Source organism: Oscillospiraceae bacterium (genome assembly GCA_025758045.1).
Lineage (GTDB): Bacteria > Bacillota > Clostridia > Oscillospirales > Ruminococcaceae > Gemmiger.
The window spans coordinates 3,015,841-3,032,149 of record CP107208.1; the positions used below are offsets into that span (position 1 = coordinate 3,015,841).

At 50.7% G+C, this 16,309-nt stretch carries 18 protein-coding genes; 10 read left to right on the plus strand and 8 right to left on the minus strand.

What is annotated here, in order from left to right; translation table 11 throughout:
• Window positions 1-36: 36 nt before the first annotated feature.
• From OGM81_14165 to OGM81_14185, 5 genes are read right to left on the minus strand one after another with little or no spacing between them, the layout of a single operon-like run.
• Window positions 37-936: a HAMP domain-containing histidine kinase gene (locus tag OGM81_14165; protein UYJ43444.1), complete on the minus strand. Its 900-nt coding sequence runs from the start codon at window positions 934-936 to the stop codon at window positions 37-39.
• Window positions 929-1,606 (minus strand): response regulator transcription factor, encoded by a 678-nt coding sequence (locus OGM81_14170; GenBank protein UYJ43445.1) that lies wholly within the window; start codon window positions 1,604-1,606, stop codon window positions 929-931. Before OGM81_14170 ends, OGM81_14165 begins: the two co-directional genes overlap by 8 nt.
• 16 nt (window positions 1,607-1,622) lie before the next feature.
• Window positions 1,623-2,795, minus strand: coding sequence for a hypothetical protein (locus OGM81_14175; protein UYJ43446.1), 1,173 nt, complete (start codon window positions 2,793-2,795; stop codon window positions 1,623-1,625).
• Between the two features lie 44 nt (window positions 2,796-2,839).
• Window positions 2,840-3,472, minus strand: coding sequence for a hypothetical protein (locus OGM81_14180; GenBank protein ID UYJ43447.1), 633 nt, complete (start codon window positions 3,470-3,472; stop codon window positions 2,840-2,842).
• Window positions 3,465-4,592, minus strand: coding sequence for a DUF6076 domain-containing protein (locus OGM81_14185; GenBank protein ID UYJ43448.1), 1,128 nt, complete (start codon window positions 4,590-4,592; stop codon window positions 3,465-3,467). The genes OGM81_14180 and OGM81_14185 overlap by 8 nt, the downstream gene beginning before the upstream one ends.
• A gap of 221 nt (window positions 4,593-4,813) precedes the next feature.
• On the opposite strand from OGM81_14185, the gene OGM81_14190 reads away from it, so the two are divergent.
• The 10 genes from OGM81_14190 to OGM81_14235 all read left to right on the plus strand — a co-directional run bounded on the left by OGM81_14190 (window position 4,814) and on the right by OGM81_14235 (window position 13,535).
• Window positions 4,814-5,434: a CHC2 zinc finger domain-containing protein gene (locus OGM81_14190; protein ID UYJ43449.1), complete on the plus strand. Its 621-nt coding sequence runs from the start codon at window positions 4,814-4,816 to the stop codon at window positions 5,432-5,434.
• 1 nt (window position 5,435) lies between these two features.
• Window positions 5,436-6,800 carry a phage/plasmid primase, P4 family gene (locus OGM81_14195; GenBank protein UYJ45016.1) on the plus strand — a complete coding sequence of 455 codons (1,365 nt, stop codon included), beginning with the start codon at window positions 5,436-5,438 and terminating at the stop codon, window positions 6,798-6,800.
• A gap of 408 nt (window positions 6,801-7,208) precedes the next feature.
• Entirely contained in the window at window positions 7,209-8,498 is a 1,290-nt protein-coding gene (locus OGM81_14200) for a plasmid recombination protein (GenBank protein UYJ43450.1), read from the plus strand.
• A 15-nt stretch (window positions 8,499-8,513) separates the two neighbouring features.
• Window positions 8,514-8,699 (plus strand): hypothetical protein, encoded by a 186-nt coding sequence (locus tag OGM81_14205; protein ID UYJ43451.1) that lies wholly within the window; start codon window positions 8,514-8,516, stop codon window positions 8,697-8,699.
• Between the two features lie 89 nt (window positions 8,700-8,788).
• The gene (locus tag OGM81_14210) at window positions 8,789-9,019 is read left to right on the plus strand and encodes a helix-turn-helix domain-containing protein (GenBank protein UYJ43452.1); all 231 of its coding nucleotides are present in this window, start codon (window positions 8,789-8,791) and stop codon (window positions 9,017-9,019) included.
• A 31-nt stretch (window positions 9,020-9,050) separates the two neighbouring features.
• Window positions 9,051-10,667: a recombinase family protein gene (locus tag OGM81_14215; GenBank protein UYJ45017.1), complete on the plus strand. Its 1,617-nt coding sequence runs from the start codon at window positions 9,051-9,053 to the stop codon at window positions 10,665-10,667.
• A gap of 30 nt (window positions 10,668-10,697) precedes the next feature.
• A complete protein-coding gene (locus OGM81_14220; GenBank protein UYJ43453.1) occupies window positions 10,698-11,411 on the plus strand; it encodes a hypothetical protein in 714 nt (237 codons plus the stop codon).
• Window positions 11,412-11,520: 109 nt separating this feature from the next.
• On the plus strand, window positions 11,521-11,913 hold the full coding sequence (locus tag OGM81_14225; GenBank protein ID UYJ43454.1) for a hypothetical protein: 393 nt from the start codon (window positions 11,521-11,523) through the stop codon (window positions 11,911-11,913).
• A gap of 6 nt (window positions 11,914-11,919) precedes the next feature.
• Window positions 11,920-12,771 carry a DUF5685 family protein gene (locus OGM81_14230; protein ID UYJ43455.1) on the plus strand — a complete coding sequence of 284 codons (852 nt, stop codon included), beginning with the start codon at window positions 11,920-11,922 and terminating at the stop codon, window positions 12,769-12,771.
• Complete coding sequence (locus OGM81_14235; protein ID UYJ43456.1) at window positions 12,768-13,535, plus strand: DnaJ domain-containing protein; 768 nt, start codon at window positions 12,768-12,770, stop codon at window positions 13,533-13,535. The genes OGM81_14230 and OGM81_14235 overlap by 4 nt, the downstream gene beginning before the upstream one ends.
• Window positions 13,536-13,651: 116 nt before the next feature.
• Here OGM81_14235 and OGM81_14240 read toward each other — a convergent pair whose 3' ends face one another.
• The 3 genes from OGM81_14240 to OGM81_14250 are packed head-to-tail and all read right to left on the minus strand — an operon-like array spanning window position 13,652 to window position 16,134.
• The gene (locus OGM81_14240) at window positions 13,652-14,326 is read right to left on the minus strand and encodes a YkgJ family cysteine cluster protein (GenBank protein ID UYJ43457.1); all 675 of its coding nucleotides are present in this window, start codon (window positions 14,324-14,326) and stop codon (window positions 13,652-13,654) included.
• Window positions 14,323-15,309: a D-isomer specific 2-hydroxyacid dehydrogenase family protein gene (locus OGM81_14245; GenBank protein ID UYJ43458.1), complete on the minus strand. Its 987-nt coding sequence runs from the start codon at window positions 15,307-15,309 to the stop codon at window positions 14,323-14,325. The genes OGM81_14240 and OGM81_14245 overlap by 4 nt, the downstream gene beginning before the upstream one ends.
• Before the next feature lie 15 nt (window positions 15,310-15,324).
• Window positions 15,325-16,134 carry an alpha/beta hydrolase gene (locus OGM81_14250; protein ID UYJ43459.1) on the minus strand — a complete coding sequence of 270 codons (810 nt, stop codon included), beginning with the start codon at window positions 16,132-16,134 and terminating at the stop codon, window positions 15,325-15,327.
• Window positions 16,135-16,309: the final 175 nt, after the last annotated feature.

A 16,309-nucleotide genomic window follows, 5' to 3' on the forward strand; every position in this document is an offset into this window, starting at 1 on the left:
GGAAAATGAAATCTAACAGTTTTGATAGAATTGTTGTTATTTCGGCAGAAATATGGAAAACGTACTTCCTTTTCCCGGAACGGAAGCAACCTTGATATAACCGCCCTCGCCGGATATGATCTGTCGGGCAAGGTATAAGCCGATGCCGACCCCTTCTTGTTTCTGCACACTATTCGAGCGGTAAAAGCGAGCAAATATCTTCGCTTGCTCAGTTTCCGGTATGCCTGAACCGGTATCCGATATATCGATCCTTGCAAACATTTCATAGCTTACGGCAGAAATAGTAATGGTGCCATGCTCTGTATATTTGATGGCGTTGTCTACGATATTAGCCAGCGCTTCCGCTGTCCATTTGAAGTCGAATACAGCAAAAGCATCGGTATCTTGCAGTTGCAAAGACAATCCTTTTTCAGAAACCTTGGCGGCATATTGTTCTACTACGCTTTCAAGCAGCGGCTGCAGCGCTGCCGGCTGGGGGGAGAGTGAAATGATCCCGTTTTCCAGTCTGGAAAGCTTTACGAGAGAATCGATCAGAAATCGCAGCTTTTCCGATTGTTTGTACAGCGCCTCCACATTTGCCTTCGCCGATGCAGGCAGAGTTTCCTCCATCAAAAGCTCGCTGTATAACAGCAGATTTGCAATCGGCGTTTTCGTTTGGTGGGAAATGTCCGCAATCAAGGTCTTGATTTTGTCTTTTTCCTGCGCTACATTTTGAGAAGATGCTTCTGCGGCGGAAAGATAGTGCGCAAACTTCGTTTCCAATGCAGATAGCTGGCTTTCATCAAAATTGGTTTCAGAAAAGGAGCCGGTCATGGCAGCGTCCAGCATCCTTTCGATTTCTTCCATCGTTTTTCTGATCTTCCTCCGCTCCCATAATACAGCAGCTATCGCCGCCAGAAAACATAGCAGTATGATCACAATGCCGGTTTTATTCATCTTTTGTCACCCAGCTATAACCGATTCCGTAGATGGTTTTAATGTATTTCTGTGCGCCAAGCTTATCCCTCAGACGCTTGATCGTAACAGACAAAGCATTTTCATCCACATATTCTGCGCCATCTGTCCAGATCCGGTCGACAAGGTCTCCACGGGTCATGGTTCGGCCTCGGTTTTCAACAAGCAGACGCAGTAATTTTTGTTCTGTTTTGCTCAATTCAACTTTTGAATCTCCCACATAAAAGGTCATAGCCTCAAAGTCAAAGTGAAATAGATCCATATGGAACGGCGCATTTTTATGGTTTGACACTTGCTTTCGCAGTTGGGTATTCACCCTTGCACGCAAAACCGAAAGAGAAAAGGGCTTGGTAATATAATCATCAGCGCCCCTCTCCAGTCCGTCTACGATGTCCAGATCGGTGTCATTGGCAGTCAGCAGAATAACAGGAATATAGGGTGTGTTTTCCTTGACCTCCCGGAGCAGCTCAAGCCCACTGCCATCCGGCAGATTGATATCCAGCAGGATCAGGGATACACCGCCGCAAAGCAGCTGTTCCTTCGCCGCTTTTAGGTCTTGGCAGGAAATGATCTGACGGTCATCTGCTTTCAGTGCTTTACTTAAACCCTGATTCAACCCTATATCATCTTCAATAATCAATAATTGTTCCATGTATCTCACTCCCTCGTTATTCAAAGGCCACCATTATTTCCTTGGGTAATTTTTCGTTCTCACAGTTCAGAAGATAGGCGATTGCTCTGCTTGCAAATTTGTTTGTTTTCACTGTATCCCAATCGGCAAGCAAAATGACCTCTGCCTTGCCGTTCTCAAAATCTAATGATACTTCGCCCCATTCGCCGTCGCAGTCTGCCTGATATTCGTAGATTGCGGCGGCGATTTTCTTTTTTCGCTTGATCTTGGATTTCTGTTTTAGCCGGACTGCATGGATTGCGCCCTCGGCAACCAACAATTCCGTCAACTTGTCCACTGCTTTTCGGTAGGCTCGTTCTGCACCGCTGGCTGTACTGCCCTCAAACATAACCGCCAGTTCTTCAAAGGTGGGGCGGTCTTTCCATGAGCTGACACGCCCACAGGTCATGCAAATTGCTAACCGTTTTTCGAGCAAGGTCTGTTCCCGGTAATTCAGTTTCTCAAATGCCCGCTGCACCTTTTCTGCCTGTATGCCGTTCCAGAGGATATCGGTATAGTTCCAGCTATCGTCAAGGGCTACATCCTCGCCTGTTTCTTCGCCGTCCTCGTCTGTGACATAGAAAGGCTGCTGATTGCGGATTCCACGGACAACTTTCAGATATTCTTCCGCAAGGGCAAGATCGCAGTTGTATTTCTTGGAAAATTCGTTGACCGCATCCTTGGTATTGTGGTACAGCCAAGCCATTGACCGCACCATTTTGTAATTGGTCAGAGAGGACACCGACCATTTTTCTTCGCCCATGCGAAAACGGAGCATAGCATCCCGGATGAACGGGAAAATGTATGTAGCATACTCTGCACCCTTGGCAAGGTCATAGTCCATCAGCTTTTGGAGCATTTGCTCCCGGCAGGAGAGCTTTATATCTATAAATCGGTTTGTGTCGTACAGATCGCCGCCATCCACACCGAGAAAGTCTTTGATGCGCTTGTTAAGCTGCGGCTCGTAGTGGTGTAGGAAGAATGAGAAATATATCAAATTCTTTTCCTGCAAGGCAGACAGGATATATTCGTTCAGATTGCCCACCGCTGGAGGCTCCGGTTCCAGTTGGAAGATGCGCTCTGCCGCATAAGGAATGATGCCGTCACCGTGCGGATTGACAGCGTGTTTTGGTATGTATCCGGTCATGTCCCATGAAAAATCACTCAGCATAGCGCACCTCCTTTCGGTTCTTTCTCTATCAATATCGACAGTAATTATGCATCGAACTTTTTGTTAGTAGTATTATTTTCGTCGTCCATCATATCACTTAGCACGGCAAAAGCTTGGCTCAGCGGCACAGCCTTAGAAGTCCAGTTTTTCAAACTAAACAAGTTGGAAGATTCATCAAACACATCAAATTCGTCTGTCCCATCAGTGATTTTCTTCAAGTACAACATTTCTATCAAATACAAAGCTCCCAAGATATTTAGTACATTCTCCTGCTTTGCTTGCTTCAACTGCTCATAGCGGTTGTGCTTGACATCTGTAAATGCTCCCCACCATTGCAACGACTGTGCGGGCTGGGTAATATCCCAATTCATAAACGGTTGTATTTCGATATCGTATTCCTGTACACTGATTTTTTGATTTTTTATATCCGGTGTGTTGGTCAAAATATACTGTGCATAGTCTGCAACCGTTTTTCGATCCGTTGTATTGAAACTGCAAAACTCTTTGAATACAGTATCCAACTCTGCCCCTATGGCTTGAATTAAGAGGGCATATCCGTTAGAAAATGCATCAAAATTGTCCTCATGTAGTTCTACAAACTCTATTGATTCAACAAAACGCTTTTCGAGCATTAAGTAGTATTTCCAATGATTCTGACTAAGTTCTTTTCTATTCATGTTTGTCCCTTTCTTTGTATATTTTTGCACTTGCTTCCTTTTTCAAAGCCGCCTGATCCATTTCTTTTTCATAAGCTCCCTTGGCATAGGCTACATTGCTCAATGCCCGGAGCATCTTATCTTTTGCCAGCTTTTTCATAACCTCTGCAAGATCAGCGTCCAGAGTACCACGCTTCACATAGCGGTTTATGGTGTTCAGTCGTTTCTCATAAATCTGTTTCACCGGATGATCGTCCGCAAGCTCCCGTTGTTCTCTGCCTTTCAGGTTGCCGATCTGCCGACAGGTGCGGTGCAGCTTGTCCCCCGGTGCATAGCCGCCACAGTATTTGGTGTGCCGTGCGTTGGTGGTCAGAAACCACTTGCCGCAGATTTTGCATTTCTTCGGTGCATGACCAACACACAGGCCCTCAAAGAGATCAGACCGGAACATCCCCACAAAGGATACATAGTGCATCCGCTTGACCAGCTTCGCAACTTTTTCGCCGGGACGGATGACGGATACATACTGAACGGAATTGTTCAGGGTAGACATCCAGGCATTGCCCTCAGCGATGGAGAACTCCGGCGTGAAATAGCTACCGAACATTTTGGCAAAGCCCTCTGCGGTGCGGTCTGCTTCGTTGCAATCCGATTTTTCTGCAAAATCAAGCATGGCCGTTTGGTATTCCCCAAGGGAGTATGCCAGATGCCCGAAAACTGCGGTATAGCGCTGGAGCATCACCGCATCAGCATATTTCGGAACTTCTTCGAACGGTAAAGAATTGGTTACGGCTTTTATGGCAAACTCCACATATTTCAGAGCATTGTCCGCAGTAAAGCCCCTTTCTATTCGTTCCCGGTGCTTTGGTATATCCATATAGGAGAACGGCGGCGTTTTGCTGAGAATCTCTAACATTGTCAATGCAGCTTCCTTTGCCATAGGAAAGAGTGCAGAAGTATCCTGTCCGGCATTCAGCATCCCGAGCAGCAGATTGATTTTCTCGCATTGCTCGTTCATTTTTGTAATAGTATCCGCAGGAACATTCAGCGCATCACAGGCAAGCGTGCCGACAGGGAATGTTTTGCCCTCATATATGACCGTATCCTGCCAGAAGTCCAATGTCATCAATTCTTGGTTCATGCTTACCTCCTGTCCTGTTTTTTCACTTTCTTAATTGTATCATGCTAATGTAAAGAAATCTACATCTATCAATAAGTTGTCCTGTTTTTTGAAACGGAGTTGTCCTCCGATTAGCCTGTTTTTTGAGAAATCCGTCATAACCATAATAGAAGGAGCGAAGCACCTGCCAATCACTGCGGGTGCTTCGTGCTTTCCAGAATATTATGAACGGAGGGTTTTTTATGACAATCTATGGAACCATCAAAGCGGCAATCAGTGTCAAGCAAGCCGCCGAACACTACGGGCTGAAAGTCAACCGAAACGGTATGGCTTGCTGCCCGTTCCACAATGACAGGCATCCGAGCTTGAAGCTGAATGAGGACTATTTCTTCTGCTTCGGCTGTGGAGCAAAGGGAGATGTGATCGACCTTGTGGCAAGGCTGTTCAATATGAGCAGCTATGAAGCAGCGCAAAAGCTGGCTTCGGACTTCGGACTTGACCCGAAACCGCCCACTGCCGCAGCTATGGCCAAGCCAAAGCGTCCTTATATCCGTCAGTTCCGGGAGGATGAAATGCTGTGTTTCCGGGTGCTGACGGATTATCTGCATCTGCTGGAAGATTGGAAAGTGCGGTATGCACCCAAAACACCGGAGGAGGCTCTGGATGATCGTTTTGTGGAAGCCTGCCAGATGCACTGTCCTATCGAATATATGGCAGATGTGCTGACCGTGGGTGATCTGGAAGAGCGGGTGGCATTGGTGGACGAGCTGATGAAGGAGGGAAAAATTACTTTTCTGCAAGAGTACATCACACGAAAGAAAAAGGAGGTGGCACACCGTGGCGAAGAACCGGAAAACGCCTGATATGAACTTGCCCATGTGGTTTGATGGGCAGAACATTAACGAAGCTTTGTTTTGTGATGAATTTCTGCAGGAGCGCAGAATCATCTTCGCAAACGGAGCTTTTTTCACGCCCGACGGTCGGGTGACGGATGATCTTCCTCTCCGTGGTGAGATTTACGAAAAGCTGAAATTCTGTGCCGTGAACAACATTCCCCGGAAGATCACCAACATTCTGGAAGTGCTGAAACTGGAAGCGCAAGAGCCTGACTTCCCGCCGGAACAGGATCGCATCCATGTTGCCAACGGCACGCTCATGCTGAACGGAACTTTCACCGAGGGCAAACCGGCTATCGTAAGAAGTCGTCTGCCGATTGCCTACAAGCCCGATGCTCCTGCGCCGGTGATCTGGCTGAACTTTCTGGATGGTCTGCTCCATGCGGAGGACATTCCTACCTTGCAGGAATTCATCGGCTACTGCCTGATTCCTTCCAACAAGGGGCAGCGCATGATGGTGATTAAGGGCAACGGCGGCGAGGGCAAATCCCAAATCGGTGCGGTGCTGTCCGCTATGTTCGGCACGAATATGAAAGACGGCAGCATCGGAAAAATTTCCGAAAACCGCTTCGCCCGTGCTGATCTGGAACACATCCTGCTGTGCGTGGATGATGATATGCGGATGGAAGCTCTGCGTCAGACCAACTATGTAAAATCCATTGTGACTGCACAGGGCAAGATGGATCTGGAACGCAAGGGAAAGCAGAGTTATCAGGGCTGGATGTTTGCCCGGTTGCTGGCATTCAGCAACGGCGATCTGCAAGCTCTGTATGACCGCAGCGACGGTTTTTACCGCAGACAACTTGTGCTGACCACCAAAGAAAAGCCCATGGACAGAGCCGATGATCCTGACCTTGCAGAGAAGATGAAAGCTGAAGCCGAGGGTATCTTCCTGTGGGCATTTGAAGGCTTACAGCGGCTTGTTGCCAACAACTTTAAGTTTACGGAGAGTGACCGTATCCGGGAAAACCGGGAAGCGGTCAAGCGTGACAACAACAATATCTTTGATTTCATGGAGTCGGAGGGATACATCCGATTGAAAGCGGATGCCTCCATCAGCTCCAAGGATTTCTATGAAATCTACCGGATGTGGTGCGAGGAAAATTCCCTTGCTCCGCTGAAAGCCCGTAGCTTCAGCGACGCCATGATTGCCAATGCCAAGAAATTTAATCTGGAGCATTGCAACAACATCACCAACTCTGCTGGACGGCGGGTATGGGGATTTATGGGTGTGGAGGCTGTGGCAAGATCTCATATAAATGGGTTTTACGGAAATTCGCCGTGTACGTACGTACCGGATGACATTCCGGAGGAATGGCGGCAGGTCGAGTAAATCCCATTGGCTGGTACGTATGTACGCAGCAAAAGAGCGTAAAACGCTCGTGATAGAAACAGCACATTTCTTCTGTTTGGGCTGTTTCTATGTCCACGGGATTTTGCAAAAAGTACCGTGGACGGGCAGTGAAAAATACGGTTTTCACTGCTGCCGTCTGCGAGAGCAAGTTTCGCAAAACGGCTTGATGCAGACGGGCTGACCACAAGAAAAGTTGCAGACATTTTCGCCTTGGTCAGCAGAGGTCACCGCAGTGTCCGCATTCCCCCTCGGGAGAGCCCTCGGAGAGCCCACGGCACTTTGCAGCCAGTATGGATGAAAGTGTCATAGTGGGTTATTACACTTTGAAAAAGTGCCTCTCCGTAGCTCCCCGCTGTCTGCAAATTCCAAAGAAAGGACAAAAAATCCATGGCAAGAAATGATGGAATAGACCATACCGTAGCCAGAAATCAGGACTTGGGAAACCCGGCAGATGTGGCTAAGGTACAGGAACACAATGAGCGTGAAAAGGACAGCTACAGCAATCAGGACATCGTGCCGGAACGCACTTCTCTGAACGTCCATTTCAAAGCACCCACGGACGATTATGTAAAAATGTTTGAGCAGATGGAACAAGACGGCGTGATCTCCACCAGAGGTTTGAAACCGGATGCCGTCAAATACGGTGAGTTGGTATTTGATGTGAATTCCGCTTATTTCTACAATCATGGCGGCTATGAATTTGCGAAACAGTTTTATGCCGATGCCTACAAAGCTGCTGCGGAGATCGTAGGTGGTGAGCAGTATATCCTCTCCGCTGTGATGCACGCCGATGAGCGCAACCGGGCAATGTCCGAAGCTCTGGGCGAGGAGGTGTACCACTACCACCTTCATGTGGTTTATATCCCGGTGGTGGAAAAGCAAATCCTTTGGTCGAAGCGATGCAAGGATGAAGCCCTCCGGGGAACCGTTAAGGAGGTCATCACACAGGTCAGCCGCAGTAAGAAATGGGAGTCCAAGCCGGTGCTTGACGAGGACGGTAATCCAATGTTGAACGCAAAAGGAAAAAAGATTTTGAGGTCATCCTACAGTGTGTTGCAGGATGACTTTTTTCATTTCATGCGAGTTGCCGGATATACCGATCTGGAGCGTGGAGAACGTGGAAGCACCGAGGAACATCTGACTGTGACCCAGTTCAAGGTGCAGGCAGAACAGCAGCGGCTGGAAGCTGTGACCGGGCAGGTGGCACAGGCAGAACAGAATTTGGAGGATGCCAAAGCTGCCACAGCAAAACAGAAAAAGAAACTGGAATCTTTGCAAAAGGAAACCAAGGCGGCAAAGACCATTGCGCTGACAGTGCAGGACATTGAAGCAATGGGCAAAAAAGCCACATTCGGAAACAATATCACGCTGACACCGGATGAATGCGACACACTCAAACGCTATGCGGTCAATGGCATTATCGCCAATGCTGACAACAAGCGTCTGAAAGAAAAACTGGCTTCCGCAGAAAAGACGGTTTCCATCTGGAAGCAGCGGTATGAAGCGGTAAACGAAAAATATATGGAACTCAAACAGAAAGCCCAACCCTTTCTGGATGCACTTGAAATCGCATCCGAAAAGGTTCGGGCTTTTATCAATTCTATCCTCATCAGAGGAAAGGAAACACAGGAACACGAACACCCTGCCCGGAAGCGTGGACAGGATATGGAACTTTGATGGAGGAATCGCCTATTGAAGAAATATTATGAGGAAGCGAAATATAATGCGGCATTTGACCGCTGTGTGGATGTTATGAGCCAGATGCTCCAGAAATATGGACATCAGGTTTTGGATAAATTGGAACAGGACGCACCGCAGGGAGTGGAGCATTCCGAGGAAAGTAATCAAGCGCAGCTTTTGACGGATAAGGCTGCGTAAAATTTGCAATGTACACGTTGCGTATTCGCTATGGCTATGCTATAATGATTACGCAACGTGTATTTTTTGCTTTTGTGGAGAAAAGACGGATGGATTGTAAAAACAGAATTATAAAGTTGCGTGAAAGTACAGGACTGAATCGGAAAGATTTTTGCAAGCTCGTCCATATTCCTTACCGGACTATGACTGAATGGGAATTGGACAACCGCCATGCACCGAATTATGTGCTGTGGCTTTTGGAGTATTATATCCGCAACGAGGGACTTATGGTAAAAGGAAGGAATGAGGGAGGTGGAGATTCTGAAAAAGAAACAACTTAAATGCTATCTTTATACAAGAGTGTCCACCTCGATGCAGGTTGACGGATACAGTTTGGATGCCCAACGTGACAAGCTACGGAAGTATGCGGCATACGAGGATATGATCGTTGCCGGGGAGTATTCTGACGAGGGATTTTCCGGCAAGAACATTCAAGGGCGGCAGGAGTTTCAACGGATGCTGAATGACATCCAGGACGGCAAAGATGATGTTTCTTATGTGTTGGTCTTTAAGCTGTCCCGATTTGGCAGAAATGCAGCGGACGTTCTGAACTCTTTGCAACTCATGCAGGATTTCGGTGTCAATCTGATCTGCGTGGAGGATGGCATTGACAGCTCCAAGGATGCAGGAAAGCTGATGATCTCTGTGCTGTCTGCGGTGGCAGAGATTGAGCGAGAAAATATCCGCACACAGACAATGGCAGGACGTGAGCAAAAGGCTCGTGAGGGCAAATGGAACGGCGGTTTCGCTCCATATGGATACAAACTGGAAAATGGAAACCTTGTCATTGCAGAGGATGAAGTGGAAGTTATCCGAGTAATCTATGATCGTTATATTCATACAAACGAGGGTGTTACAGGAGTTGCAAAATATCTGAACCGCAATGGTTATGTAAAGAAACTAAGACAGAATAATACCATTCCGGGATTTTCAAGAGATTTTGTGAAAAATGTATTGTACAATCCTGTTTATATGGGAAAGATTGCTTACGGCAGACGAAGAACAGAAAAGAAACAGGGTACAAGAAACGAGATGCACGTGGTTGAGCAGTCGGAGTTCCCGGTTTATGAAGGACAGCACGAAGCTATCATTTCCGAAGAAGATTGGTATCTGGCACAGGAAAAGCGCAAGATCAATTCTTTCAAGCGGGAAAAGGTCAACAATCCAGACCATGCACACATCCTGTCCGGTATCTTGAAATGCCCATGCTGCGGTAAGAGTATGTACGGCAATATCGCCAAGGCGCACAGCAAGGACAAAAAAACACGGTATTATTACTACTGCAAAAATACGGTTACACCCACCGGGCATGAGTGCAGCTTCCGTCTGAATATCGAGCAGACGGAAATCAATAAATTTGTGGCGAAGATTATTTCTGCTATGGTCAACAATCCCCGGTTTGTGGAAGCGATTCAAGCGAAAATCGGAACGGCGGTTGATACAGAGGATATGGAAAAGCAGATCGCCGTTCTGCAAGGGCAGCTAAAGCAAGCCTTTGGAACGAAAAGTCGCTTGGAGCGTCAGATGGATACCTTGGACATCAACGATGTCCACTATGACAGAAAGATTTTAGACTTGCAGCGCCGCTATGATGAGCAGTATGATACCATAGAGGAAATCGAAGTTCAGATTGGCGAATTGCAAAGTCAGATCCGCAACATACAGCAGGAGAAGATTTCCGGTGACAATATCTATCGCTTGTTACTGGCATTTGATGAAGTCTACCATTCCGCAACGGAAGCGGAGCAGAAGGAGTTTATGAAGGCCTTTATCGAGCGAATTGAGATGTTCCCGGAGAAAAGGAAAGACGGAAGCTGGATAAAGAAGATCGTATTCAATTTTCCTGTGCCTGTTGATGGTGAGGAAGTGAAAGAACTTCCCTTGGAAACTGAAACAACTGTTGAGTGCGTGGTGAAACTGGTGCGTTGAGTAATACGATTTTTGCATAGCGAGGTCGTTATGAATCTTTTTCAATCTTTATGGGAAAAACTTTTAGACAAGTATAGAAACTATGCGTCTGCTCAAAAGGAACGCATTCAACACTTACAAGAATTGGAACTTGAAAACGAACAACATAAAGGGCATATTCAAAACCCATTGTCTCTTGTTTCTCGCAATCGAGAAATTAGCCGCCTAAAGCGTGAAATCAAAGACTATAGGAATAAATGTCTTTCCGTATGCGGTGTAGTTGCTCTTTTATTTTTTCTTCTTCTTTGTTTCTCCATATCTGCAATTGGTGCCCGCCGTGATGAACGCAATCACATTAGAGAACTTATGGTTTCTTCTATGGCAACTTCCAGTAGTTCTTTTGTCCCCACACCAATTCCAGAGGTCACCCCTTCCGCAACACCCCTTCCTACTCCTACAATAACTCCATCACCCACGCCGTCCCCCTCTATCTCGCCTTCTCCAACACCGACCCTTACACCCATTCCAACAATAGAGCCAACCACTTCTCCGCAAGTTTCTGTCGCTCAATCTTCGGTTACTCCTCCCCAAGATAGTGCCAATTCGCCACGAACTAGCACATCTTCTTCAAATTATGTCTATATCACTGAAAACGGGAAAAAATACCATCGCCGTCCAGGCTGTAGTAATATGGAAAATCCTATGGAAGTTACCGTAGAGCAAGCCATTGCCTGGGGATATACCCCCTGCAAAAAATGCTATTGACGTTCTCGTTTCCCCCATTTGTTCAAACTCTTTTCCCCTCCTGTTCACGATTTGCCAATATTTGTGTGGGATAATAGCCTGTAGACTATAATAAAGGTGGTTTTCTTTTATGCGAAGCTGGTTTCAGCGGTTTATGTCCGGGCGGTATGGGTTTGACCAGTTGGGCGGGTTCCTTTGCATTGTTTCGTTTATTCTGGTCATTGTGGGAGCCTGGGTCAGCCCGGTGCTGTACTGGCTGGGGCTGATTTTGCTGATCTACAGCTATTTCCGGGTGCTCAGCCGCAACCGTTCCAAACGATATGCGGAAAATTTAAAATATCTCACCCTGCAAAACAAAGTCGTGGACTGGGCCAACCGGTACATCCTGCGCTTTAAGCAGCGCAAGCAGTACCGCTACTTCCGCTGCCCCCAGTGCGGGCAGCAGCTGCGGGTGCCCCGCGGGCGCGGCAAAATTTCCATCACCTGCCCCAAGTGTCACAACCAGTTCATTAAAAAGAGTTGACGCACCATGTTCGGGTATGTTACCATCTACCACAAAGGGTTGGAAAAGCCGGAGCTGGACCGCTACCAGGCCTACTACTGCGGCCTGTGCCGCACGCTGGGCCAAAAGTACGGCCTGCCCGGCCAGCTGACGTTAAGTTACGATCTGGCATTTATCGCCATTTTGCACACGGCGCTGTATGAGCCACAGACGCAGTTTTCCGCCGGGCGGTGCGCGCCGCACCCCATCAAGGCACGGCCCCGCGCCGCCAACGAATTTCTGGACTACGCCGCCGATATGACCATCGCGCTGGCGTACTACAATTTTTTAGACAACTGGCAGGACGATCACAGCCGTGCCAGCCTGCGGCAAGCCAAAAAGCTGGAAGGGTATCTGCCCGCCATCCGGGAGCACTGGCCCCGCCAGACAGCAGCCATCACGGCACAGCTGGAGGCGCTGAACGCGCTGGAAAAAGCAGGCTCCCATGATCTGGACGCTTTATGCCGCGCCTTTGGCGACCTGCTGGGCGCGGTGTTCGCCTGCCGGGAGGACATCTGGTCCCCCACCCTGCAGGCCATGGGCCGGGGGTTGGGCGGATTCATCTATTTAATGGACGCCTACGACGACCTGCCCAAGGATGCCCGCAAGGGGCAGTTCAACGCGCTGCAAGAGCTGCACGACACCCTGCCCCCCACTGAATTTGAGGACCGCTGCCACGACCTGCTGACCCAGCAGATGGGGCTGTGCGCCCAGCAGTTTGAACTTTTGCCCATATTAAAAGAGACCCCGGAGGGGAAACTATTGTACAATACCATTTATTCCGGCGTGTGGAGCAAGTATGCGCCGATCCGTAAGCACAGAGAGGGGAAGCAGAAATGACCGATCCGTACAGCGTTTTGGGCATCACCCCCGGTGCCGACGACGAGACCATCAAAAAAGCCTACCGCCAGAAATGCAAGCAGTACCATCCCGACCTGCACCCCAACGACCCAACTGCCGAGGAGCATTTTAAAGAAGTACAGGCCGCCTACAGCGAGATCATGCGGATGAAGCAGAGCGGCGGCCAGAACTATGGCAGCTACGGCAATCCCCAGGGCAGCTACAGCCAGCAGGGATACGGCCAGCAAAGCGGCTACAACCAGCAGTACGGCAACCCCTTTGGCGGCGGAACCGGCGGGTTTGGCTTTGGGCCGTTCGGGTTTGGGTATTACAGCACCTCCGGCGGGGCGCGCCAGACCTACACCACCGGCCAGGAAAGCCCCGAACTGCGCGCCGCAGCCAACTACATCCGCAGCGGATTTTATGAGGAAGCCCTGAACACCCTGAACGGTATCGCCCAGAACGAGCGCACCGCCCAGTGGCACTACTACGCCGCGCTGGCCAACCAGGGCCTGGGCAATAACATCCGCGCCCGGGACGAAGCCCGCACCGCCGTGAACATGGAGCCCAACAACTACGCCTACCAAAACCTGCTGGACCAGCTGCAAAATCCCGGCCAAAGCTACGCTGGGTCTCAGCAGCCCTACGCCCAGCCCAGCGGCAATCCGGGCCGGTTCTGCCTGTCCTTCTGGCTGTATATGATGTTCTGCCAGCTGCTAAGCTGCTGTTGCACCGGGCGGCCGGGCGGATTTTTCTTCTGCTGATTGGCTCGAACCCTATCTGTAGGGGTCGATGCAAGTATCCACCCCTACACCTCTATTTTCGTTCAATGTTCATCTAAACAAAAAGCCCGAACCTTTTTATAAGGTCCGGGTATTTTTTATGCCAGCAGCTTCTCCAAAAGCGGCTGCAAAATCTCAATATTCTGTTGGAACTGCGGGTAAAAATCGTCCCCCAGTTCGTAGTCATAATACAGTGCCCGCTCCACACGCTTTACGGCAGCGGCAAAATGCGGGTGGTCAGCGGCAGCCTGCAGCTGCTTGGACAAGCGGGTACACACCACGGCCCAGCGGGTGTCGATGCCCGCACGGTCCAAAATGGCAGCATCGGTCAGGTAATCGTTCAGCACACGGCCACCGTCTGTCCGCGCCCCGCAAAGCGGCGTCTGCACGTAATATTCGATTTTCGCCGTCACAGGGTCGATGCTCTGCCCCAGCGGGTACAGCGCGCAGGCCAGCGGCCGCGCCGCATGGATGGCGCAGGCGCTGCCCTCAAAAAAGCGGCAGTTTCCGGTCCTGGGGTCGGGGGTCAGGCGCAGGGCGGGCAGCAGCGTTTGCGGGGCCAGGTAGCTTTTGCAGAACGCTCCCGCCACGATGCGGGGCGACAACCCCAGCCGCCGGGCGATGCGGTACAGATCGTACCCGGACAGCACCAGATCCCGCCGTCCGCGGCAGCAGCCGCCACACCCGGCGCAGGCAAAGTCAAAGCTGTCCCCTGCCGCAATGCGCGGCAGGTCATCCCAGTTCTCACCGCTGCGGCCGGGCTCCACGGTCACAGCGGCACCTCACAGGGGTTGGAGCGGCCCGCGGCAAAGTCTGTCAGTTCCTCAAAGCCGCTGCGCACCATGCTGGCCACGTTCACGTCGGTATAAAAGGCGTTATGGGGACTGACGATGACGTTGGGCATACTGCGCAAGATGTTCATCGTGCGGTGGGACAGCGCAGCGCCGACGCGGTTGAAGTAGACGAGGTCGTTCTCCTCCTCGACCACATCCAGCCCGGCGCCGCCGACCTTGCCGCTTTCCAGCGCAGCAATCAACGCCTCTTCGTCGATCAGCGCACCGCGGGCAGTGTTGACGATGAGCACGCCGTCCTTCATCTTGGCCAGCGACTCGGCATTGATGAGATGGTGGTTCTCGGCGGTGGCATTGGTGTGCAGGGTGATGACGTCGCTGCGGGCGTACAACTCGTCCAGCGGGACATACTCGGCCATTTGGGCCACCTCGTCGCTCTGGTACAGGTCGTAGGCCAAAATTTTGCAGCCAAAGCCCTGCAAATGGGCAATGACAGTGCGGCCGATTTTGCCGGTGCCGATGACGCCTACCGTGCAGTTGGACAGATCCTTGCCCATCTTGCCGGGCAGCGTGTAATCCTGGGCGGCGGCACGCAGCATGGTCTGGTTCATCTTGCGGGTACACATCAGTATCAGCATGATGGCGTAGTTGGCCACACCTTCCGGCGGGTAGTGGCTGTGGGCTACCCGCATGCCCAGCTTTTTGGCGGTCTCCAGCGGGATATGATCGTAGCCGATGCTGCGGCAAAGCAGGTACTTTACGCCCATCCTGGCCCAGGCCTCGACGTACTCGGGCAGAATTTCGCAGGGATTCTGGCTGACGGCATCGCAGCCTGCGGCCTTGTCCAGATTTTCCGGGCAGGGTGCGCCGGGGATCGTCACGTAGTCGATGCCGAACTCCCTGCTGAACTGCTCGATATACGCCTGCTCGTCGAAGGGGCGCATTTGGTAAAATGCAATCTTCATATACTCCCCTCCCTGTTACAGATGAAAATGTAAGGTTTCAGCCAGCCAATCGGTGCACAGGGACACCCAGGCGGCGTTGTGGCGGTTGGGGGTGTTGACCTCCTGCGTGCAGGTGCTGGAGCCATGCCCGCCGTGGGTGAAAAGGTGCAGCTCGTAGGGCACGTGGTTTTCGGTCAGGGCGCTGGCCAGCAGCAGCGAGTTTTCCACCGGCACAGCCTGGTCGGCCACGGTGTGCCAGATGAAGAACGGCGGCAGATCGCCGCGCACCTGGTTTTCCAGGCTGAAGATCGCCTGCAGGACGGTATCGTCCCCGGCCAGGTTGGCGATGGACCCGCCGTGGGTCTTGATGCCCGACATAATGACCGGGTAGCCCAGCACAACAGCGTCGGGGCGAGCTTCCTCGGCGGTGATACCCAGGGCTTTCTGCACGGGGGCGGCGTCCCACAAAATGGCGGTGGACGCGGCCAGATGCCCGCCAGCCGAGAAGCCGCAGACCGCGATCTTGAACGGGTCCAGCCGCAGTTTGGCGGCGTTGCGGCGCAGATGCAGGATGGCGCCGGCGGCGTCGATCAACGGCTGCCAGCGCAGCGGGGCCTGTTCCGGCGTGTGGGCACAGGTGTATTCCAGCACAAAGGTCTGGTAGCCCGCCTGCAAAAACTGCATGGCGATGGGGTCTGCCTCCCGCGCGCTGCAAAAGGCATACCCGCCACCGGGCAAAATCAGCATCGCCGGGCGGATATTGAAGGCAGGCATCTCGTTGGTTTCGTCCCGCAGGTAGCCGGTAAGTTTGGCCCCGCTGGGGAGAGTGTGGGTGTATAATTGCATAGGGCTTCTTCTTTCCTTTTTATATTTTATATATAAAGTAAGCATACCGCAAAAATCCCCATTTGAAAAGAGGATTTTAAAATTTCTGTTAAATCCGCCGTAAGGGGTTGCAGTTTGCTCGCAAGAGTGCTAAACTAGCATTAGCAGTTAAATCAAAAGAGTGCTAATTCACATA